Raw genomic sequence first — 22,469 nt, forward strand, 5'->3', positions numbered from 1 at the left:
CGGCCGTCGTTAATGGCTCAGTATCTGCTCCAGAAACTGTTGCGTGCGCGGGTGTTTCGGCTGATTGAAAAAGGTTTGCGGCGGCGCGGATTCTATGACGCCGCCGTCGGCCATCAGGATCACGTTATCCGCCACCGTTTTGGCGAACCCCATTTCATGGGTGACGACGATCATGGTCATCCCCGTGTCCGCCAGATCGAGCATCACGTCCAGCACTTCTTTAATCATTTCCGGATCCAGCGCCGAGGTCGGCTCGTCAAACAGCATGATTTCCGGCTGCATGCAGAGCGCGCGCGCAATCGCCACGCGCTGCTGCTGTCCGCCCGATAGCTGAAGCGGGAACTTGTGCGCCTGATTGGCGATATGCACCTTTTCCAGATAGTGCATCGCCAGTTCGATGGCCTGCCGCTTTTTCATCTGTCTGACCAACGTCGGGCCGAGGATCAGGTTATCCAGTACGCTCAAATGCGGAAACAGATTGAACTGCTGGAACAGCATGCCGATGCTCAGTCGGATCCGGCTGATGTTTTTGATGTTGTCGTTCATCTCGATGCCGTTGACCAGAATCTGTCCCTGATGATGCTCTTCCAGCCGGTTAATGCAGCGGATCAGCGTGGATTTTCCCGAGCCGGACGGGCCGCAGATCACCACGCGCTCTCCTTTCGCCACGTTCAGCGAGACGTTGTTCAGCGCCTGAAACTCGCCATACCATTTGCTGACCGATTTGATCTCGATAACCGGTTGCGGGGAAAGTGTACTACTCATGACAAGGCTCCGTGATTAAGCGTTTCAGGATTACGGCTGGCGTCGATACGTTTTTCCACCCACAGGGCATAGCGGGAAAGCGAAAAACCGAACAACAGATAGATGAACGAGATAAACAGGTACGTTTCAATGTAATAACGGCGCCAGAGCGGGTCTTGCATCACCGAACTGGTGGCGGTCAGGATATCGAACAGGCCGATGATAATGACGAAAGAGGTGTTCTTCATGGCGGCGATAATGTGGTTGGTCATCGCCGGCAGACAGATGCGCAACGCCTGCGGCAGAATGATTTTCGTGGTGGTGTGCCAGTAATTCAGGTTGAGCGCGGCGGCGGCCTCATACTGGCCGCGCGGCACCGATTGCAGGCCGCCGCGAATCACCTCCGCCTGATAGCAGGCGAAGAACAGCGCGATGCCGATAATGATGCGCAGCAGTTTGTTGACTTCCATGCCGGCGGGCAGAAACAGCGGGAAGATATTGACGGCCACAAACAGGATGGTAATCAACGGCACGCCGCGCAGGCTTTCGATAAATATCACCGACAGGCTGCGCAAAAAAGGCAACGGCGAACGACGGCCAAGCGCCAGCAGCACGGAAAACGGCATCCCGATCACCACCGTACCGCTAAACAGCAGGATGGTCAGCGGCAGACCGCCCCATTCGGATGAGGGGACGGGCGGCAACCCCAGAATGCCCCCGCTCATGAGGATCGTCATGACGGCGACGGACAAAATCCACAGCGGCAGCAGAATGCGCGAATGCCAGAAACGCGGCATCAGCGACAGGCTCAGCGTCAGGAACCAGATCGCCATGGCGACGATCGGCCGCCAGTGCTGTTCGTAAGGATAGAGCCCGAACAGGATGGGCCGATGTTTCTCGACGATCACCGCCCAGCAGGCGCCCGCGGCCTCCCGGCAGATTTGCGGATCGCGGGTATGCCAGACGGCGTCGATAATTCCCCAGCGCAGCGCCTTATCGCCGACGTACGCCAATAGCGCCGCCAGCAGCAGGGTCAGCAGCGTTTGCGGCAGGCTGCTGAACAGGTTGTTGCGCAGCCAGCGGCAGGAAGTCAGCAGCCGGGGATGCGCGCCAGCGAGTGAAAAAAGAGATGACATGGCGCTCTCCTCAGCGTTCTTTGATGGCGACGGTGCGGTTAAAAATATTCATCAGCAGCGACGTGACGCAGCTGATCGTCAGGTAAACCACCATCATGATGGCGATGACTTCCAGCGCCTGGCCGCTCTGATTCATCAGGGTATTGCTGATATTGGCCAGTTCCGGGTAACCCACCACCACGGCGATGGAACTGTTTTTGGACAGGCTGACGAACTGGCTGGTCAGCGGCGGGACAATCACCCGCATCGCCTGCGGAATAATGATGTGGCGCATCATCTGCCAGGGGGATAACGACAGCGCGCGCGCGGCTTCCAGCTGTCCCTTCGGGATTGACTGAATGCCGGCCCGGACGATTTCGGCGATAAAGGCGGAGGAATAGAGCGCGATGCCCAACAGCAGCGAGGTAAATTCCGGGCTGATGGTAAAGCCGCCGCGGAAGTTGAATCCGTTCAGTTCCGGCCGGTTAAGCTGATGGGGGCTGCCGGACAGCCACCAGGCCAGCAGCGGCAGGCCGATGATCAGCGCCAGCGCGCTACGTCCGACCGGCAACACGCGGACATGGCGTTCGCGCAGACGGCGCGCCGCCAGCTTCAGTCCGATGCTGATAACCAGCGCCGCCAGCAGCGCGATGGCGCACCATAGCCAGCCGATGTGCTGAGCCGGTACGGCGACGGAGAGGCCGCGATTGGTCAGAAACCCCATGCCGCCGAGTTCGATGGCGGCGCGCGGGCCGGGCAGATTACGGATCACCACCGACCAGAAAATCACCTGCAAGATCACCGGGATATTGCGCATCAACTCAACGTAGACGCCCGCCACGCGGGCCAGCAGCCAGTTTTTCGATACTCTGGCGATGCCGACGGAAAAGCCCAGCACGGTGGCCAGGAGTATGCCCCAAAACGACACATACAGCGTATTAAGCAGTCCGACCAGCAGCGCCCGGGCGTAGCTGTCGCGGGCGCTGTAATCAATCAATTTCTCGCCGATTGAAAATTGGGCGGTATGGTGCAGGAAACCGAAACCGGTCGCGATATTCTGCGAGCGCAAATTATCCACCACGTTGGTATATAACCAGTGGCTGAATAAAATAATCAGCACGCCCAGTACGGCCTGATAAAACCATGCCCGAAATGATTTATTCCCCATGATGGCGAATATATTTTTATAGCTAAAAAACTTTTCCGCGGATAAAGGAAAAGTTGACGGCGTAATTATTTTTTTTGACGATTTTGTCATCAGCGTTTCTTTTATTTCAGGCAAAAAACGATCCTCGCGATTAGCGATTTTTTCAGCGGGCAACCCGCTTGCTATTATTCACGGCGTAATTGGAGGCCTGGCTTACGCCGTGTGGTATAGCCGTCATCTTTTCAGCGAATCGGTAAGCCGTACAGCAAGCCGCCTTTAGTCCAGAGATTGTTCAGATCGCGATCCAGCGGCGCGGGGGTATCCGGGCCGAAGTGGCGGTTATAGATGTCAGCGTAATTACCGACCTGCTTAACCAGATTATAGGCCCACTTATTGTCCAGCCCCAGTTTCTGGCCGTAATCGCCGGTCGCGCCGAGCAGCGCCTGTACGTCGGGATCGTTGTCGCTCAGCTTGCCGTCCACATTCTGCTGATTGATATCCATCTCTTCGGCGTTGAACGTGGCGTATACCACCCATTTAACGATGTCGTACCACTGATCGTCGCCTTGACGCACGGCCATCGCCAGCGGTTCTTTTGAATAGATGCCCGGTAAAATAATGTGGTCGTCGGCATTTTCCGCATCATGAATACGCACGCCCGGCAGCGCGACTTTGTCGCGGGCAATCACATCGCAACGGCCGGCCAGATAGGCGGCGACGTACTCTTTATTATTTTCGATCACCACCGGCGTGTAACGCAGTTTGCGCGAAGCGAAGATCTGCGCCACGTTCTGCTCGGTGCTGCTGCCCGGCGTAATGCACACCGTCGCGCCGTCCAGATCCTCGATGGTTTTCACGCCGGAATCCGCCCGCACCATAAAACCGGTGCCGGTGTAGAACGTCGGCGGCGCGAAATTCAGCCCCAGCGAGGTATCGCGGGATAACGAGGCCGTGATATTACGCGATAAGACGTCGACTTCTCCGGACTGAATCGCCGGGAAGCGCTGCGCGGTAGAGAGCGCGGAAAAACGGACTTTGCCGGCATCGCCGAAAATCGCGGCAGCCAGCGCGCGGCAGTAGTCGACATCCAGACCGGACCACTGTCCCTTACTGTCGATCGAGGAAAAACCGTGACGGGCAGGATGCACGCCGCAGATCAGCTCTCCTCTGGCCTTGATCTTTTTCAGCGTTTCGCCATTGCCGGTCGCGACGGTTTCCGCATGGGCCGGCAGTAGAGTATTCCCCAGAGTTAGCAGCATAACTGCGGCAAAAACGAGCGATTTTTTCAGCATGGAAAATCCTTGTAGCAGAGCTAATATCTATTAACTCGCTGTTATAATTGGCATTTATGTTAACGGTGTTCTTTTGTATACCAATGTTCGCAACACTGGGTCTGAATGGCAAATAGCAAATATCACTATAGAAAGAAAAATAATGGATATAGAAAATGAGGCTTGTGTCGGCGGTGGACTCGACGGCGAGTCTTTAAAGCATATACCCAATAGATTTCGAGTTGCAGGAAGGCAGCCAACGCACCAGCAACTTGAAAGATGACGGGTATAGTCTTGTTTTATTTTAGCGCGCGAGGCGTAAGCGGAATCCATTAATTTATTTTCTCGTGATTAATAAATAATATTTACTGTTGCGCTAAAAAATATAGTCATAGTTAAAAAATAACTTTGTTTTTCTTTTTTTATTCTTTATGCGAAATAAATTTTTTACTTAGTATTCGCAGTATGACTTTTAGCCGTTTTTCATTAAATGCCGTTATTATTTTTCTCCATTAATCGCCGATGACCAGGGTAAATATTTTATGTCTATCAAAAGAAGAACATTTATTCGCGGGGCGGCGGTACTGACCGCCGCCACATTATTACCGTTCGGACTTGGGCGAGCGCAGGCCGCTCAGCGCGACGGGACGCTGACGCTGGCGTTCAGCACCGAGCCGTCGTCGCTGGATCCGCATTGGCACACGGTGAGCGCGAACACCGCGCTGGCCACCCACCTGTTCGATCGGCTGGTTTATTCCGATGCGCAGCAAAATCCCCAGCCGGGGCTGGCCACGGCCTGGCGGGCGATCGACGATCTGACCTGGGAGTTCGACTTACGACCCGATGTTTACTTTCACAACGGCGATCCGTTTACCGCCGATGACGTCATTTTTACTTATCAGCGGGCGCAGAATGTGCCGGGCGCGCCATTCTCCATGCGCGCCTATCTGGGCGATAAAACGGTGGAGAAAATCAACGAGCGCCAGATCCGTATTCGCACCAAAGCGCCGAACCCGATCGTCCCCAACGAACTGAGCACCGTTTCGATCATTTCGCATCGCGTCGGCAACGGGGCGACCAGCGCCGATTACAACAGCGGCAAGGCGGCGATTGGCACCGGCGCCTATCGCCTGATCGAGTCGATCCCCGGCAACCGGATCGTGCTGGAACGCAATGAACGCTACTGGGGAGCGAAACCGGCCTGGAAACGGGTGATTATCCGGCCGATCCCGGCGCCCGGCGCGCGCGTCGCCGCGTTGCTGTCGGGCGATGTGGATGTGATCGATAACGTACCGCCGACCGATTTGGCGCGCCTGAGCAAAACCGCCGGCATCTCCCTGACCCGCAGCGTGACTAACCGGGCGATATTTCTGAGCCTCGATCAATCGCGTGCGGTATCGCCGTTTATCCGCGCCAAAGACGACAGCGAGATCCCCAATCCATTCCTCGATTTGCGCGTGCGCCAGGCGTTCGCCCTCGCCATTGATAAAGCGGCCATCGCCGCCCGGATTCTGGAAAATAACGGTCAGCCCGCCACCCAGCTGGTTCCGCCGGGCATTTTCGGTCACAGCCCCAACCTGCCGTTGACGCCGGCGGATGCGGTCAAAGCGAAGCAGTTGCTGACTGACGCCGGTTTCCCAAATGGTTTCAAAATAACGCTGCATGCGCCGAATGACCGTTTTATTCGCGATACGGCCGTGGTGCAGGCGGTGGCGCAAATGCTTACCCGCATCGGCATTGAGACCCAGGTCGACGCCATGCCTAGCAGCATTTTCTATAAACGGGTTTCCGGCGGCGGGGAAGGCAGCGAGTTCAGCTTTTTCCTGATCGGTTTTGGCGGCGGCACCGGCGAAGCCTCTCCGGCGCTGAAATCCGTGCTGCACAGTTATGATAAGGCGCGCGGTTTTGGCGCCACCAACCGTACGCGTTACAGCAACCCGCAGGTGGATAGCCTGCTGGAGCAAGGGCTGGTGACGCTGGACGACGAGCGCCGTCAGGCGCTGTTTGCCCAGGCGACGGATCTGGCGATCAACGACGTCGCCATTATTCCCCTTTATTACCCGATTAACGTTTGGGCGCTGCGCCAGCCGGTGAACTATCCCGGCCGGGCGGATGAAAGAACGCTGGCCACCGAGATGACGCTGTAAGGCAATGAAAAAATCGGCTACAGGCCGCGGCGTGGCTGCGTCGCGGCTTATTTGTTCCTGCTGTAACCACAAGGTCGCTTCATGTTAAACAAAGGTACGCGCTTCGCCGTGGATATCGGCGGCACCTTCACCGATATCGTGCTGGAGCAAGATAACGGCGCGGTAACGTCAGCCAAATATCTCACCACCCATCAGGCGCCGGAAGTGGCGGTGTTGAACGGTATGGCCGATCTGCTCCGTCAGACCGGCGTCCCGCCCCGTTCGGTCAGGCTGGTTATTCACGGCACCACGCTGGCCACCAACGCGCTGATCGAGCGTAAGGGCGCGCGGGTGGCGCTGGTGACGACCGCCGGCTTCCGCGATACGCTGGAAATCGCCCATGAGCACCGCTTTGAGGTGTCCGATTTGTATATGCGGCGTCCGCCCGCGCTGGTGCCGCGCCATTTACGCCTGGAAGCGCGGGAACGTCTGGCGGCGGACGGCAGCGTGCTGTTGCCGCTGGATGAGCAGTCGGTACGGGATCTGGCGCCGCAACTGGCGGCTCAGGATATCGAAGCGGTGGCGATCGGTTTCCTGCATAGCTATGCCAATGGCGAGCATGAGCGGCGGGCGGGCGAACTGTTGCGTCAGGCGCTGCCCCACCTGAAAATCACCTTGTCGCATCAGGTCTGCCCGGAAATCCGGGAGTACGAGCGCATTTCCACCGCCTGCGCCAATGCGTATGTGCAGCCGATTATGGATCGTTATCTGCATCGATTGGCGCAGGGGATTAGCCGTCTGGGCATCGGCGGCAAAGTGATGCTGATGATGTCCAGCGGCGGGCTGACCACGCTGGAACAGGCCTGCGCGTTTCCCGTCATGCTGGTGGAGTCCGGCCCGGCGGGCGGCGCCGTGCTGGCGGCGCATGTCGCGCGTCAGTTGGATATCGCGCAGGCCATCGCGTTTGATATGGGCGGAACCACGGCCAAACTGGTGCTGATCGATGACGGTCAGCCGCAGTATGGCCGCCAGTTGGAAGTCGCCAGAGCTTATCGTTTCCTGAAAGGCAGCGGGATGCCGTTGCGTATCCCGGTGATTGATATGGTGGAAATCGGCGCGGGCGGCGGTTCGCTGGGTTATCGCGACGCGCTGGATCAGGTCGCCGTCGGGCCGGAAAGCTGCGGTTCCGAACCAGGGCCGGCCAGCTACGGCCGCGGCGGTACGCGGCCGGCGGTCACGGATGCCGATCTGGTGCTGGGGAAAATCGATCCGACGCTGTTTGCCGGCGGAAAAATTGCGTTGGATAAATCACTGGCGATCGCGGCGCTGCGTCAGCACGTTTCCGCGGGCGCTGACGAGAACGGCGAGCTGGCCGCCATGGCGATGGTCGAGGTGGTGGATGAAAACATGGCGAATGCGGCCAGCGTACACGCCACCGACAACGGCGCGCAGCTGGAAGATCGCGCGATGATCGCCTTTGGTGGCGCGGCGCCGCTGCATGCGGCGCGTATCGCGCAGAAACTGGGGATCCGGCGAGTGGTGATCCCCAGCGGCGCGGGCGTGGGAGCGGCCCACGGTTTCCTGCTCGCGCCGGTATCCAGCGAAGTTGTGCGCACGCATCTGCTGGCTCTGGCCGCCTTCGATGCCGGCGTCATTAACCGGCTGTTCGCCGGGCTGCGCCATGAAGCGGAAGAGACGGTTTATCTGGCGCTGGCGGCGAATCAGACGGTAAGCGAAACGCGCGTGGTCTATATGCGTTATCGCGGTCAGGGACACGAAATCGCGGTGCCGCTGCCGGCGCGGGCGTTCCGCCCGGACGACCACCGGTTGTTGCGCCGGCGTTTTGAGGCGGAGTATATCCGCCACTTCGGGCGCATCATTCCGAACATGGAGATTGAATGTCTGACCTGGACGCTGCGTTTGGCCGAGGTCATGCCCGCGCCGTCGGCGCCGCGGGCCGATCTGCCGCCCGGTCAGGCGCCGGCGCCCGCCGGGCATCAGACGCTGATCGATCTGGCGCTGATGCGCCAGACGGCGGCGGCGGTGTACCACCGGCATACGCTGCAACCCGGCATGTCGATAAGCGGGCCGGCCATCATCGCCGAGGCGCAGACCAATACGCTGGTGCCGGTCGGCTTTCGGGCCGATATTCACCCGCTGCATCACATTCTTCTGACCCAGGAGGAAAAAGTATGACGACCGGGTCGATTCAACTGCAAATCATCTGGAGTCGGCTGATCGCCGCCGTGGAGGAACAGGCGCGCAGTCTGATCCGCGCCGGATTCAGCACCTCGACGCGTGAGGCGGGCGACGTCTCCGCCGGTATTTTCTCCCCGCAGGGCGATATGCTGGCTCAGGCGGTCACCGGTACGCCCGGACACATTAACTCGATGGCCCGTTCGGTTCGCCACTTCCTGACCGACTACCCGCTGGCGACGCTGGCGGAGGGCGATGTGCTGATTACCAATAACCCGTGGAAAGCCACCGGGCATTTATCCGATATCACCGTGGTGACGCCGGTATTCCGCCGGCAGCGGGTGGTCGCGCTGTTCGCCTGTACCACCCATGTGGTGGATATCGGCGGCAACGGGCCGTCGCCGGAGTCGAAACAGGTATATGGCGAGGGGCTGTTTATTCCGATCATGAAACTGGCGGAACAGGGCCGGGTGAACGACAGCCTGTTGCAGATTATTCGCGCCAATGTGCGCGAGCCGGTGCAGGTGGAAGGCGATGTGTTCGCGCTGATGGCCTGTAATGATATCGGCGCCCGGCGCCTGCATAAAATCATGGATGAGTACCGGCTGGCGGATATCGATGCCGTCGGCGCGGAGATTCTGGCGCATAGCCGGCAGGCGATGATGGCGGCGATCCAGGCTCTGCCGCGCGGGTCGTGGCGTAACGAAATGCGCATCGACGGTTATGAAAAGCCGGTCGATCTGGTCGCCACGGTGACGGTGGATGAGCGTGGCGTTCATATTGATATGGCCGGTACGTCAGGCCCGTCGGCGTACGGCATCAACTGTCCGCTCTGCTATACCGAGGCTTATGCCGCATTTGGCGTGAAGAGTCTGATCGCCCCTGCGCTGCCGAACAATGCCGCCACCCTGAGTTGCATTACCCTGACCGCGCCGGAAGATTGCATCGCCAATGCGGCTTTTCCCCGCCCGGTGGTGGCGCGTTCGCTGATAGGCATGTTTCTGCCCGATCTGATTTTCGGCTGCTTTCGGCAGGCGTTGCAGGATCGCGCGCCGGCGGAAAGCACCGGCAGCCTGTGGAACGTGCGGCTGGCGGCGGCGGCCAGCGAACATCATCCGGCGTTTATGGTCACCAGTTTCCACAGCGGCGGCGCCGGCGCGCGTCCGACGCTGGACGGGCTGTCGGCTACGCCATTCCCGTCCGGCGTACGTAACGTGCCGGTTGAGATCACCGAGGCGATGACATCCATTGTGGTATGGGAAAAATCGCTGCGGCAGGACTCCGGCGGCGCGGGACGGTTTCGCGGCGGACTGGGGCAAACCATGGTGATCGGCAATCGCTACCCGGTTCCGCTGACGCTGTATGCCCGCTTCGATCGGGTCAACCACCCGGCCAGAGGCTATGCCGGCGGTGAAAACGGCATGCCGGGGCGGGTCGCGTTGACATCGGGAAGCGCGCTGAAGGCGAAGGGGATGCAGCCGATACCGGCCGGCGAGCGGGTGGCGATAGATATGCCCGGCGGCGGCGGGTACGGCGATCCGGCCGCGCGCGATCCGCAACAGGTGGCGCAGGACGTGCTGGCAGGCTATATCAGCCTTGCCGCGGCCGGTCAGGTCTACCGGGTGGCGCTGGATGAACGTCTCCAGGTGGATGAAGCGGCTACGCAACGGCTGCGCGCGCCGCGGGGTTAATCCCGTTTCGCGACGGGTTATCGCCAGCCGTTAATGCCCTGCCAGAGCAGTTGCGAACAAAGGATAATCATCGTCAGGCGAAACGCCGTGCGAAACAGTTTTTCCGGCAGGTTATCCAGCAGTCGGGCGCCGAGCCAGGTGCCCAGCACGCCGCTGGCGATCATGGCGATCAGCATCGGCAGCCAACTGGCGTAGGCAAATCCCATCAGGCCGAAGGCGAGGATCTTCAGGCCGTGTTGCAGCACCATACAGGCGGCATGGGTGGCGATCAGCGGCTGTTTGCTCAGGCCTTGCGAACTGATCAGACCGGCAACCAGCGGCCCGGTGGCGCCGACGATCATGGTGCCGATGCTGGCCGCCGCCCCGCCAAGAATAAAGAACAGTCGGTTGGTCTTTTTGGCCGGCGAGCGCGGATGAAATACCGACCACAGGATAAACAGCGCCAGGGCGATTTTAGCGATATGGTCCGGTATCCATGCCGCGACCGGCGCGCCGAGCGCGATGCCCGCCGCGCTGCCGATGAAAAACCACAGCACCAGCGGCCATGCGATATACAGACGCTGAATCAGCGTTCGGCTCAGATTCGAACCGAGTTGTACGATGCCGTGTACCGGCAGCAGGCTGCCGATCGGCATCCCCAACCCCATGATCGCCAGCAGCGTCACGCCGCCGCCCAGTCCCAGCGCGGCGGTTAATGCCGAGGTGAGAAAACTGCAAAATATCAGTATACCGGCAAACAGCGGCGAGATTTCCGCCGGGATCAGGTTGAGCATAATAGATAATCTCGTGATAAAGCGATAAGCGGCGCCGCCCGCTACCGAGGCGGTTCGTCAGGGGACGGCGGCGTCATGGCCGGTCAGTCCGGCATGATGATATTAGCGAAACTGATCTTGCAGCAGACGGCGATACCAGGCCTGGGCCGCCGCGCGCGGCATCGCCTGGCTGGCGCAATCGATAAATTTCCGCTCAATCAGGCCGTCCGGCAACGGATTGTCCGCGCTTGAGCCTTTGGCGCCGGCGACGCGAAGGCTAAATTGATGGCCATCCCGATCGGTCAGCGCGACATGCGCGGCGTGGGCGTTATCCTCATCGTGGCAGGTCAGCTCGACTTTTTCCATCAGGGCGTTGGTGGCCGGGTCGTTAAACGCCGCGTCGTCGATAAAGTCATCCAGCGTCAGCTGGCCGGTGATCCAGGCGCGGGCGACACAGTAATGCAGGCTGAATTTTCCGGCCAGCGGGGTTTCCGGATGCGGCGTATTGATGTGCGGGAAACGCAGCGGGTGTACGGCGACCTGAATCCGCGCGATCCGATCGGCGGGCAGGGCGGTCTGCTCGCGCAAAGCCAGCAGGGCGTCCAGCGGCGATAAGATCGCATAGCAGCAGGGGAAATACTTAAAGTTGTTGCCTTTAACCTTATCGAGGATATGCGGCGGCGCATCCCAGCTTTCGGTGATCGGGGCGACGTCATAGTTTTCCGGCCCGAGGTTGTACACATTGAAATAACCGTGATGATGCTCAAAGGCCGTCAAGCCGGCGCTGTATTCCTGCCGGGCCAGCAGCACCGCCATCAGCGCGCTGCGGTTGGCGTGGCCGACCGCCAGGGATTTGGTCTGACTGCCGAAGTTGGACTTGATGCCGGAAGCCAGCGACGCGGCAATCGACAGCGCGACGGCGGTCTGTTCTTCGCTGAGATCGAGCAGGACGGCGCTGGCGGCGACGGCGGCAAAGATGCCGACCGAGGTGGTCGGGTGCCAGCCGTGGCTGTATTGAAACGTGCTGAGCGTTTTCCCCATGCGCGCGGCGGCTTCGTAACCGGCCAGATAGGCGCGCAGGATCGCCTCGCCGTCGGATTGGCGTTCATCCGCCAGCGCCAACAATGCCGGCAGCACCGCCGCCGAGATATGGCCGCGCAGCAAGGAGTTGGAATCGTCAAAATCCAGTAAATGGGCGGAAGTGCCGTTCAGCAGGGCGGCATCCAGCGCGTTGAGATGCAGTTCCGTGCCGAACACCCGGCTTTTGCCCGGCGCCGCCGAAGGGACGACAACGGCGCGGAGTTTTTTCGCGCCATCCTGAATCCCGCCCGCCAGCGTTACGCCAAGCGTATCAATAATGGCGGTTCTGGCGTGCGCCAGAGCGTCGGCGGGAAAATCCCGGCGGGAAAACGCCAGAAGATTGTGGGCAAACTGACGGGCAATGGTCATGAAACGGATTTCCTGTGCAAATAGGTAGAAAGGCCCGGCCATCATGCGCTGACCGGGGCTGTGTTTAAGGACGACGGAGGTCGAAGGCCGCAACATCGTCAAGGCCGGGGCGTTAAGGCCGTTAGCGCGATGCGCGTCCGGCTAAGATTTCTGCGATAACGGACAGCGAACCCGGCTGTTCGAAATTAACCGCCGCCTGATACAGTCTGTCGCTATCGGCGGCGCCGAGCGCCGGCGCGGTCAGCGTATCGAACTTGGCGCGCAGCTCCTCGTCGGAGAGCGGATTTTCCGCATGGCCGCGATAGACCCGTGTTTCACCATGCAGCCGTTCGCCGTCTTCCAGCCAGACGTCGATAAAAGCCGAGCTGGCGGATTGGCCGTCGACGGCCTCTACGTCCAACAGCGGCAGCAATTGGCGGGGATGCGGATCGTCGACGGTCTGCTGGGTGAAATCGGTATCGGTCAGTTGATAGCCGCTCAGCGCAAGGGCAATGCAGTGCGGAATGCTGAATTTGCTTTCCAGCGGCGTTTTCGGATCGGCGATACCGGCGTTGACCAGGCCCATCGGATGCACTTTGGCGTGGATGCGCCGGATTTTGCGGCCGTTAAGACGCGGGTAGAGACCGCGCGCCGCTTCTATCGAGGCGTGCGTCCCGCGGCAACTGGCGTAAAGTTTGTAGCCGTTGCCGAGCAACTCCCAACTGTCGCCAAAATCCAGCGGCGGAATTTCCGCGCTGCCGTCTTGAATGAAGATTTTCACCCAGCCGTCGGTTTCATAAAAATGGTGCGCGGCGCTGAAGCCTTCGGCGGCCAGCTCGGCGGCCATAATGCCGTCCATCGCCGCTTTACCGGCGTGAAACGGTTTCCCGTGCGTGCCGGAGGATTTCTGTAGCCCGCCCATCATGGTGGCCGCCGCGCCGAGCGCATTGGCGATTTGTTGCGGATCCAGCCGCAGGATCGAAGCGGCGACCGCGGCGGCGCCCGCCCGGCCGACGACGGATGTCGGATGAAAGCCGCGCCGTTGCAGATTGCGCCCGACGCCGGGAACCCAGCCGCCCCCCAGTTTGGCCATCACTTCAAAGCCGGTGATAAAGGCGATTAGCGTCGCCCGTTCGTCGGCATGATAAGCCTGCGCCATCGCCAGCGCGGCGGACCAGCAGGGGCCGCTCGGGTGTCCGGCGCCGGCCGGATGGGTATCATCATAATCGGCGGCATGCGACATGGTGCCGTTGACCAGCGCGGCCAGCGCCGGCGCGGTTTTGGCGCCGAGAAAGATCTGCGCGTCGCCCTGCGCGTTCCAGCGTTTGACGACCTGACGAACCGCCTGGACGGCGTCATCGTCGACCGCGCCCAACGCCACGCCCAGATAATCAATCAGCGCGCGTTTTGCTTCGCGCAGCACGGCATCGGGAATCGGCATCCGGGAGGATTGACTAATAAACTGGCTTAATTGTTCGCCGCGCGAGGGGGCGGGAGGGGTGGTCATGACCATGACTCCTTAGGCGAAGATGCTATGACGCTGATGATAATGAGGGCCTCAATATCAGGTCGCGAACGTATTCTTCGCTGTTGCATTCAATTGTATACCGTAGTGGCTAGGCAGAATAGCAACAGAGTTCGTCGGCACAAAGATGCTTTTTAGCTAAGTTAAGAACAAAATAAGCAATGCCAGATATTGCCAATAGCGCTGCGTCGGGCAAACTTGAAATGTTTTCAATATCATTCATGTTCCCTATGTCAGGGAACGGATTGCGCATGTTTATAATGATGTTTTTCGGCTCACGCAGCCCGTGTGCCTGCCTAATGGTTAATTCACCGATTGATGGACTATGAATCTAAAACTGACTGACCGAGAAACGGCCCTGTCGCCGTTTGATACCCTGATCGCCGCGATTGAACGAGGCGAGCTGTTGCCGGGCGAGCGTTTACAGGAAGCCCGGCTGGCGAAACAGTTCGGCCTGAGCCGCACGCCGATTCGCGAAGCGCTGCACCGGTTGGAAACCCTGGGGCTGGTCGAACCCGGCCCGCAGCGCGGTCTGATGATTGCCCAGATCAGCTATGAGCGGCTGCGTCAGCTATTTGCCGTGCGCGAGGGGTTGGAGCGGCTGGCGATTGATCTTGCGGTGAGCTCGGCGTCGGAAGAAGAGATCGGTCTGTTGCAGGAAATGGTGAATACCGAACGGCAGATCGACGACAGTCGACGGCTGCACGACCATAACCGATTGTTTCATCGCCAGATTTACCGCGCTACCCACAATCCCTATCTGAATGAGATGCTGGATAATTTGCGTATTCATCTCTCTTTGCTGCGCGGTACGACCTACGAGCTGCCCGAACGGGTTGAAGAGGCGAAAAAAGAGCACCAGATGATTGTCGATGCGCTGGCGCGGCGCGATCGCGAAGCGGCGCAGGAAGTCGCCTGCCAGCATATCCGCAATGGTTATCGCGCGCGTCTGGGCATCCTGAGCCAGCGGGATTTCTGAGGCGTCCCGGCCTGACGCTCGTCGGGTGCGCAGGCAACATGAGCGCCTGGCTTGTCACGCGCTGTTCTCTTAAGCAGAAAACACGCATAGGTTATCCGATTTTTATATTTGTCGCGCCGGTATGCCATCAATAGAATCGCCCTGTTGATGGTATACAAATGTATTACTTCCCGAACGCTAAAGCGGCAACTTTTCTTCTGATTATTTTCATAGAGTTATGATGTCTTTTCGGCGGACGCTAGCGCATTGATATTTCTGTTTCATGATTGACTGGCGGTGTTGTCCAGTCAAACGGAGCCGTGCAAAAAAATGCTTAACTCAGTGCTGCGACGTGTTTTTCAGGCGATGATGGTCGTGCTGGCGATGACCATCATCGTTTTTGTCGCGTTGCATGTGATTGGCAATCCGGTGGACATTCTGTTGCCGGCCGATGCCGACCAACACGATCGTCAGCGGCTTATCAGCGAGCTGGGGCTGGATCAACCGCTGTTCCGGCAATATCTGCTGTTTTTACGAGGCGTGCTGCACGGCGACGCCGGTACCAGCTATGTCTTCAACTTGCCTGCTTTGCAGGTTATCTGGCAGCGTCTGCCCGCCACGCTTGAGCTGGCGGTGTGCGCGATGCTGCTGGCGGTGCTGATCGCCATTCCTCTTGGACTGTATGCCGGCTTAAAGCCCGACGCCTGGCTGGCGAAGGTCATTATGGCCGGCAGTATTCTGGGTTTTTCGCTGCCGACCTTCTGGGTCGGGCTGATGCTGATTATGCTGTTTTCGGTCTGGCTGGGCTGGCTGCCCAGCGGCGGTCAGGGAGAAACCGTGCAACTGTTCGGCGCATCCTGGTCGTTCCTGACGTTGGACGGCCTCCAGCATCTGCTGATGCCGGCGCTGAATCTGGCGCTGTTTAAAACGGCCCTGCTGCTGCGCCTGACGCGCGCCGGCGTGCAGGAGGTGCTGCCGCAGGATTATATCCGCCTGGCGCACGCGAAGGGGTTGCCTTACCGTCGCATCATTGCGGTTCATGTGCTGAAAAACATCCTTATTCCGCTGGTGATGGTGATCGGCATGGAGTTCGGTTCGGTGATTGCCTTTTCAGTGGTCACCGAAACGATTTTCGCCTGGCCGGGCATGGGGAAATTGATCATCGACAGCATCAACGTGCTCGATCGTCCGGTAATTGTGGCGTATCTGATGATTATTGTGCTGCTGTTTGTGGGGATTAACCTGGTGGTCGATATTATTTATACCCTGCTCGATCCGCGGGTACGGCTGAACGGGCAGGGCAAATCCTGATGGCTGACGTAGCGCGGGAGCAGCCAACCGCCAAATCGGCGCGACGCGGCTGGCGTCAGTTCTGGCGGTTGTATTCGTCTTCTTCGCTGGCGATGGCGGGGCTGGCGTTGCTGCTGTCGCTGGTGCTTCTTGCGTTGCTGGCGCCGTGGCTGGCGCCGCAGAACCCTTATGATTTGATGCAGCTCGATATCATGAACGGACAACTGCCGCCCGGCAGCGTGACGTCGGACGGTTTTTCCTTCTGGCTGGGGTCGGACGATCAGGGACGCGATATGCTATCGGCTATTTTGTACGGCCTGCGTATTTCGCTTGGCGTCGGCGTGCTGTCCGCGCTGATCGCCGCATTGCTGGGGGGCGCGCTGGGCCTGCTGGCCGCCTATGTCCGCGGCCGCACGGAAAGCCTCATCATGCGGTTGGTGGATCTGCAACTCTCTTTTCCCGCTATTCTGGTGGCGCTGATTCTGCTGGCTTTTTTGGGCAAGAGCGTCGTTAACGTCATCCTGGCGCTGGTGATCGTCGAATGGGCGACCTATGCGCGCGCCGCCCATAGCGCGGCGCTGGCGGAAAGCCGTAAAGAGTACATTGACGCGGCGGCCTGCCTCGGGATCCCGTTTACCCGCATTCTGTTTCGCCATCTGCTGCCGAACTGCCTGCCGCCGCTGATCGTGATTGCGACGGTGCAAATTGCGCGCGCCATTGCGCTGGAAGCCACATTGTCGTTCCTTGGCCTGGGCGTGCCGATTACCGAACCCAGCCTGGGGCTGCTTATCGCCAGCGGCTACCAATATATGTTGGCCGGTCAGTACTGGATCTGTTTTTATCCGGGCATTGCGCTGCTGGTTGTGATTATCGCCATTAATCTCGTCGGCGACCGGTTCCGCGATGTATTCAATCCCCGCCGTCGCTGACGAGATTGCGTCAACGGTTATGAGGTCGTGTATGCAGCCCGTATTATCAGTCAGTAACCTGGAAGTCGATTTTCGTAAAGACGATCAGTGGTTGCCTATTGTGCGCCAGGTGTCCTTTGACATCGGCGCTCAGGAAACGGTGGCGGTGGTGGGGGAGTCAGGATCGGGGAAGAGCGTTACCGCGCTGGCGGTGATGCGCTTGCTGCCGGCCGACAGAGTGCGCATTCGCGGCGGTATTCATCTTGGGGAGCGTTCGCTGCTGTCGCTGGACGAGGAGCGCATGCGGCGGATTCGCGGTCGCGATATGGCGATGGTCTTCCAGGAACCCTGTCTGAATCCGGTTTTTACCATCGGTTTCCAACTGGCGGAGGCGCTGCGGTTACGTCGCCCTTTATCGCGGCGGGAAGCGCGACGAGAAGCGATCCGGCTGCTGAAAAAGGTGCGTATTCCGGCGGCGGAGAATCGCTATGATGACTATCCCCATCAGCTTTCCGGCGGGATGCGTCAGCGGGTGATGATTGCGCTGGCGCTGGCCGGACAGCCGAAGCTATTGATCGCCGATGAGCCGACCACCGCGCTGGACGTCACCATTCAGGCGCAAATTCTGGCGCTGCTGAAAACCCTGCAACGGGAAGAGGGCATGGCCGTGCTGTTTATCACGCATGACATGGGCGTCGTGGCCGAAATCGCCGATCGTACTTTGGTCATGCAATCAGGCCGCAGCGTTGAATTCAATCAGACCGCACGGTTATTCGCCGCCCCGGCGCATCCTTACACTCAGGCGCTGCTGGCCGCCGTTCCCTTGCCGGGACAGATGGACGGCGTCGCGCATCCGCTGCGTTATCCTGATGCGCTCGGGGAAAGCGGGCCTGCGGGCGATGTCGCGCCGGCCCGCTCCACGGTGGATATGAGTCGGCCGCCGCTGCTGGAAGTGCAAAACCTGACGACGCGCTTTGATATCCGGCGCGGTCTTTTCTCCCGTCTGGTGGGGCGGGTGCATGCCGTGGAACAGGTCTCGTTCCAGCTCTATGCCGGCGAAACGCTGTCGCTGGTGGGTGAGTCCGGGTGCGGGAAGTCGACGATCGCCCGTACCTTGATGGGTCTGACGCCGCCGACGGGCGGTACCATCGTGGTGCAGGGGCGTCCGGTGGTCTCCGGCGAGAGTAAGCGACTGGCGGAGTTGCGCAAATCGGTACAGATGGTTTTTCAGGATCCCTATGCCAGCCTGAATAGCCGCATGACCGTTGGCGAGTCGATTGCCGAACCTTTTCTTGCTCATCGCCTGGGCGACCGGCGTCAGGCTTTGGCGCGGGTGGACGAACTGCTGACGCTGGTGGGGCTGAGCGCGGAGATGGCTGGTCGTTACCCGCATGAGTTTTCGGGCGGACAGCGGCAGAGAATCTGTATCGCGCGCGCGCTGATTCTGCAACCGGCGCTGCTGATTGCCGATGAATCGGTTTCGGCGCTGGATGTATCGGTGAAGGCGCAAATTATTAACCTGCTGCTCGACTTGCAGGCCAGGCTAGGGCTGGCTTATCTGTTTATTTCGCATGACATGGCCGTGGTCGAACGCTTTAGCCACCGGGTGGCGGTGATGTATCGCGGGCAAATCGTTGAAACCGGGCCGCGTGAGGCGATCTTTAACCAGCCCCGCCATCCTTATACCCGCCGGCTGATGGCGGCGGTGCCGATCCCCGATCCCAGCCGACGCCAGTTAATTAGAGAGATCGATAATACCGAGATCCTCAGCCCGATTTTTCCGCCTGATATCACTGTGCCGCCCGTGCGCTATGATGAAGTCGCGCCAGGGCATCTGGTTCAGCAGGGATACTGAAGCGTTGCGGTTCGACGACGGCGATGCCGCGGCATGTCTCCATGTGGAGACATTTAACGGATTGATTTGAAATGGGTAAATGGAATGCGGGGGAATTCGTCTCTTAACGGCGACGTTTTTAGCTCTGGCCGCGTTTTTTGGATTTCCGTGTTCTGACCGGGAATGTGCGCCGGATAATTATATAATAAAAATAGCTTTTATTATCATAATGTTATGTTTTATATGCGGATTAGTGAAAATATAATGAGGCGCGTTGGCATAACTTGTGCTTAAATTTACGCGTAGATGCTCATTCCACCTTCTATGTTTGCTTCGGCTTCATAATCCTGGGAATGACGCAGAGCCAATTTGCGGCGCCTATCGTCCAATTCCAGATGAGGATGTGATGTCTCCATCGGACTTTCCGGACATAACGTTGAGTGAGGCGCCATACCGTTGTCTTACAGACCTGATTTTTTTCAACGCTTACCGTTGCCGGTAAGCGTTTTTTTTTGTGCGCCCGGCATGGGCGCACTCCTGCGGGTGTAGTATCGCCATCTTGTTTACCCCGGAAACTGCACAATGCCGCCGTCGTCGCGCTCCAGCAGCGTCCAGTGGATAACCCTTTTCTGCGTCGCGCTGTCCTGCCACTGCGGCAAAATATCGCCTTGGGCGAAGTGTTGCCGTTCAATACGCCCGGCCTGATAGGTGCTCCAGACTCCGCCGTACGGGCAGACCGTGCCGCTCTGCAACGTCAGATGGGTTTGCCGACCGGCCAGCAATGCCTGCTCCCGTTCCGGCCAGCGATACAGCTCGTCCGGGTGAGCGGCGGGGAAAAAACCCTGCGGCGGCACCGGAATAAACTCATTCTCCACCCGGCGGATCAGCGTCCAGGTGGCCGGCACGTTTTCAATTTGCTCCCAGTGATAATCCCGTTTCCCTTCCGGGCTGATATAGTCGCTTCGGGCCTTTCCCTGCGGGGCGACATGCGGCAGATAGCTGAAGGGATGAAAAAACTGCGCGCTGGCATACTCCACATCCGGCAGGTAAATCCCGGTCACCGTCACCGGGTCATTCGGCCCCAGCACCACGGACGTATCCAACCGGTAACGGGGGATCTGCGCGGGTAAATCCAACGGACCAAAAAATTGCTCACTGTATAGATAGGTTAAATTGCCTTCATCCCAGTTTGAACTGACGGTGCCATCCACCATCGTATCGTACATACTGCCCAGGCTGAACAGATCGGAATAGCGTTGCAGCGCCGGCGGGCTCATCCAGCGCTCCGGCCAGTAATCGGTCAGTCCTTTGTTATCACTATTAACCCCCCCGCCGGTAATATAGGCATTGGGGTCGTTATGCTGCCGTTCAATATAGCTGTCGGCTAACCCAGACAGCGTACCGTGAATATTAGGCAGCACCCGATTCTGCCAGATAATATCGATCTGCTCCCAGGCCGGACGGCGGCGGAGGTCGGCGGGCAGATTTTGCACAAACAGCTCTACCTGCTGCTCGCAGTGCTCGACAAAGGCGTTGTAGGCCTCCCAGCGCCGGCGGTAATAATCGACGCTGGTATAGCGCTCCAGTAAATAACACTCCTGCGGGTGTAATATCGCCATCTTGTTCTTACCCCGGAAACTGCACATTGCCGCCGTCGTCGCGCTCCAGCAGCGTCCAGTGGATAACCCTTTTCTGCGTCGCGCTGTCCTGCCACTGCGGCAAAATATCGCCTTGCGCGAAGTGTTGCCGTTCAATGCGCCCGGCCTGATAGGTGCTCCAGACTCCGCCGTACGGGCAGACCGTGCCGCTCAGCAACGTCAGATGGGTTTGCCGGCCGGCCAGCAGCGCCTGCTCCCGCTCCGGCCAGCGATACAGCTCGTCCGGGTGAGCGGCGGGGAAAAAACCCTGCGGCGGCACCGGAATAAACTCATTTTCCACCCGGCGGATCAGCGTCCAGGTGGCCGGCACGTTTTCAATTTGCTCCCAGTGATAATCCCGTTTCCCTTCCGGGCTGATATAGTCGCTTCGGGCCTTTCCCTGCGGGGCGACATGCGGCAGATAGCTGAAAGGATGAAAAAACTGCGCGCAGGCATATTCCACATCCGGCAGGTAAATCCCGGTCACCGTCACCGGGTCATTCGGTCCCAGCACCACGGACGTATCCAACCGGTAGCGGGGGATCTGCGCGGGTAAATCCAGCGGACCAAAAAATTGCTCACTGTATAGATAGGTTAAATTGCCTTCATCCCAGTTTGAACTGACGGTGCCATGCACCATCATATCAAGCATACTGCCCAGGCTGAACAGATCGGAATAGCGTTGCAGCGCCGGCGGGCTCATCCAGCGCTCCGGCCAGTAATCGGTCAGACCTTTGTTGTCGCTGTTGACCCCTCCCCCGGTAATATAGGCATTGGGGTCGTTATGCTGTAGCCGCACATAACTGCGATCCAGCCCGGATAAGGTGTCGCGAATATTAGGCAACACCCGGTTTTGCCAGATAATATCGATCTGCTCCCAGGCCGGTCGACGGCGGAGGTCGGCGGGCAGGTTTTGCATAAACAATTCCACCTGCTGTTCGCAGTGCTCGACAAAGGCGTTGTAGGCCTCCCAGCGCCGGCGGTAATAGTCGACGCTGGTATAGCGCTCCAGTAAATAACACTCCTGCGGGTGTAATATCGCCATTTTGTTTACTCCTTGTTGTCGCCGTACCAGTTGGTTTGTAGCTTTGGCACGCCGACAAAGCAGTTGCCTTCGTCATTCAGATCGCTGTAGCCCCAGCCGGTTTTCCGGCGCGGCCCCATCGCCTCCCGGCGTAAGTCTCCGGGAAAAATCAGCAACTGATTGCCGCCGCCCTCCAGTGAAACGGTTGCCTCCAGTACGCCATCGGCATTTTCTTTCTTGATTTCCTGGGTAGCCGCCGGCCCTTCCCACAGCTTGATGCGCTGGCCGGGCGGCACGGTATAGATGACATATTCGCCGTTCTCGTTCCAGTTTTTCCATACCGCGCATTTTTTACGCCACTCGGCCTTGCTTTGCAGCGCCAGAAAGTCCTTCTCCCGTAGCCAGTAGGCGCCGTTATCAAGGGAATCACTGGCCGGATCCAGCACCCGATACAATCGCTCGCCCGGTTCGGCGTAGGCGGCATTCATACTATGAAAAGTATTTTGTCTTCCTTTTAAAAAACTGTTTTCCAGGTCCGGCCATCCTTCGGCAATATGTCTTTTATGAACATCAGAAAGCTCCCTTACGCCTTTATACTTCGCAACCGCATTCACATCCGCCCAGTCGGGGCGTGTCACCAGCAGCAGCTCCGCCTCCTCGATCTCCCGCAGCTTACGCAGCTTATGCACATTCACTCCGCGATAGGTGTGATAGAGCGTATTGCCTTCGATATGCAGCCGCACCGCCAGCGCCTCCAGAAATTGATTGACCGGCGACAGCGCTTTGCCCAGCATGCCGTCCGCCTTGTCACGCACCGACGTCA

Annotated in this window: 16 protein-coding genes and 1 pseudogene; 7 read left to right on the plus strand and 10 right to left on the minus strand. The window is 59.0% G+C overall.

Annotated elements, in window-relative coordinates:
- Positions 1–9: 9 nt before the first annotated feature.
- The 4 genes from ABRZ28_RS22005 to ABRZ28_RS22020 form a co-directional block, all read right to left on the minus strand.
- Positions 10–765, minus strand: coding sequence for an amino acid ABC transporter ATP-binding protein (locus ABRZ28_RS22005; protein ID WP_319606254.1), 756 nt, complete (start codon positions 763–765; stop codon positions 10–12).
- A complete protein-coding gene (locus ABRZ28_RS22010; RefSeq protein WP_330521561.1) occupies positions 762–1,880 on the minus strand; it encodes an amino acid ABC transporter permease in 1,119 nt (372 codons plus the stop codon). Before ABRZ28_RS22010 ends, ABRZ28_RS22005 begins: the two co-directional genes overlap by 4 nt.
- Positions 1,881–1,890: 10 nt before the next feature.
- Positions 1,891–3,117, minus strand: a complete 1,227-nt coding sequence (locus ABRZ28_RS22015) for an amino acid ABC transporter permease (RefSeq protein ID WP_442878740.1) — start codon at positions 3,115–3,117, stop codon at positions 1,891–1,893.
- Positions 3,118–3,248: 131 nt separating this feature from the next.
- Positions 3,249–4,298, minus strand: a complete 1,050-nt coding sequence (locus tag ABRZ28_RS22020; RefSeq protein ID WP_319606257.1) for an amino acid ABC transporter substrate-binding protein — start codon at positions 4,296–4,298, stop codon at positions 3,249–3,251.
- Between the two features lie 521 nt (positions 4,299–4,819).
- Here ABRZ28_RS22020 and ABRZ28_RS22025 point away from each other — a divergent pair.
- From ABRZ28_RS22025 to ABRZ28_RS22035, 3 genes are all read left to right on the plus strand, one after another.
- Complete coding sequence (locus ABRZ28_RS22025; RefSeq protein ID WP_330521562.1) at positions 4,820–6,424, plus strand: ABC transporter substrate-binding protein; 1,605 nt, start codon at positions 4,820–4,822, stop codon at positions 6,422–6,424.
- Between the two features lie 81 nt (positions 6,425–6,505).
- Positions 6,506–8,599: a hydantoinase/oxoprolinase family protein gene (locus ABRZ28_RS22030; protein WP_330521563.1), complete on the plus strand. Its 2,094-nt coding sequence runs from the start codon at positions 6,506–6,508 to the stop codon at positions 8,597–8,599.
- Positions 8,596–10,290, plus strand: coding sequence for a hydantoinase B/oxoprolinase family protein (locus ABRZ28_RS22035; RefSeq protein WP_319606260.1), 1,695 nt, complete (start codon positions 8,596–8,598; stop codon positions 10,288–10,290). The genes ABRZ28_RS22030 and ABRZ28_RS22035 overlap by 4 nt, the downstream gene beginning before the upstream one ends.
- Positions 10,291–10,307: 17 nt before the next feature.
- On the opposite strand, the gene ABRZ28_RS22040 is transcribed toward ABRZ28_RS22035, so the two are convergent.
- From ABRZ28_RS22040 to ABRZ28_RS22050, 3 genes are all read right to left on the minus strand, one after another.
- On the minus strand, positions 10,308–11,063 hold the full coding sequence (locus ABRZ28_RS22040; RefSeq protein WP_330521564.1) for a sulfite exporter TauE/SafE family protein: 756 nt from the start codon (positions 11,061–11,063) through the stop codon (positions 10,308–10,310).
- A gap of 102 nt (positions 11,064–11,165) precedes the next feature.
- Positions 11,166–12,491 (minus strand): MmgE/PrpD family protein, encoded by a 1,326-nt coding sequence (locus tag ABRZ28_RS22045; protein ID WP_330521565.1) that lies wholly within the window; start codon positions 12,489–12,491, stop codon positions 11,166–11,168.
- Between the two features lie 121 nt (positions 12,492–12,612).
- The gene (locus tag ABRZ28_RS22050) at positions 12,613–13,977 is read right to left on the minus strand and encodes an MmgE/PrpD family protein (protein ID WP_330521566.1); all 1,365 of its coding nucleotides are present in this window, start codon (positions 13,975–13,977) and stop codon (positions 12,613–12,615) included.
- 343 nt (positions 13,978–14,320) lie between these two features.
- Here ABRZ28_RS22050 and ABRZ28_RS22055 point away from each other — a divergent pair, with 343 nt between their 5' ends.
- The 4 genes from ABRZ28_RS22055 to ABRZ28_RS22070 all read left to right on the plus strand — a co-directional run bounded on the left by ABRZ28_RS22055 (position 14,321) and on the right by ABRZ28_RS22070 (position 19,006).
- The gene (locus ABRZ28_RS22055; protein WP_319606264.1) at positions 14,321–14,974 is read left to right on the plus strand and encodes a GntR family transcriptional regulator; all 654 of its coding nucleotides are present in this window, start codon (positions 14,321–14,323) and stop codon (positions 14,972–14,974) included.
- A gap of 309 nt (positions 14,975–15,283) precedes the next feature.
- A complete protein-coding gene (locus ABRZ28_RS22060) occupies positions 15,284–16,264 on the plus strand; it encodes an ABC transporter permease (protein ID WP_330521567.1) in 981 nt (326 codons plus the stop codon).
- The gene (locus ABRZ28_RS22065; RefSeq protein ID WP_319606266.1) at positions 16,264–17,172 is read left to right on the plus strand and encodes an ABC transporter permease; all 909 of its coding nucleotides are present in this window, start codon (positions 16,264–16,266) and stop codon (positions 17,170–17,172) included. Before ABRZ28_RS22060 ends, ABRZ28_RS22065 begins: the two co-directional genes overlap by 1 nt.
- A 31-nt stretch (positions 17,173–17,203) precedes the next feature.
- Positions 17,204–19,006: an ABC transporter ATP-binding protein gene (locus tag ABRZ28_RS22070; protein WP_330521568.1), complete on the plus strand. Its 1,803-nt coding sequence runs from the start codon at positions 17,204–17,206 to the stop codon at positions 19,004–19,006.
- A 542-nt stretch (positions 19,007–19,548) separates the two neighbouring features.
- Here the strand turns inward: ABRZ28_RS22070 and ABRZ28_RS22075 are convergent.
- The 3 genes and pseudogenes from ABRZ28_RS22075 to ABRZ28_RS22085 form a co-directional block, all read right to left on the minus strand.
- A complete protein-coding gene (locus tag ABRZ28_RS22075; protein ID WP_330521569.1) occupies positions 19,549–20,604 on the minus strand; it encodes a hypothetical protein in 1,056 nt (351 codons plus the stop codon).
- A gap of 7 nt (positions 20,605–20,611) precedes the next feature.
- Complete coding sequence (locus ABRZ28_RS22080) at positions 20,612–21,667, minus strand: hypothetical protein (RefSeq protein WP_330521570.1); 1,056 nt, start codon at positions 21,665–21,667, stop codon at positions 20,612–20,614.
- 5 nt (positions 21,668–21,672) lie between these two features.
- Positions 21,673–22,469, minus strand: a pseudogene (locus tag ABRZ28_RS22085) (hypothetical protein); the annotation flags it as partial.

It is taken from the genome of Brenneria sp. g21c3 (assembly GCF_040240345.1).
In the GTDB taxonomy this organism is placed as follows: domain Bacteria; phylum Pseudomonadota; class Gammaproteobacteria; order Enterobacterales; family Enterobacteriaceae; genus Brenneria.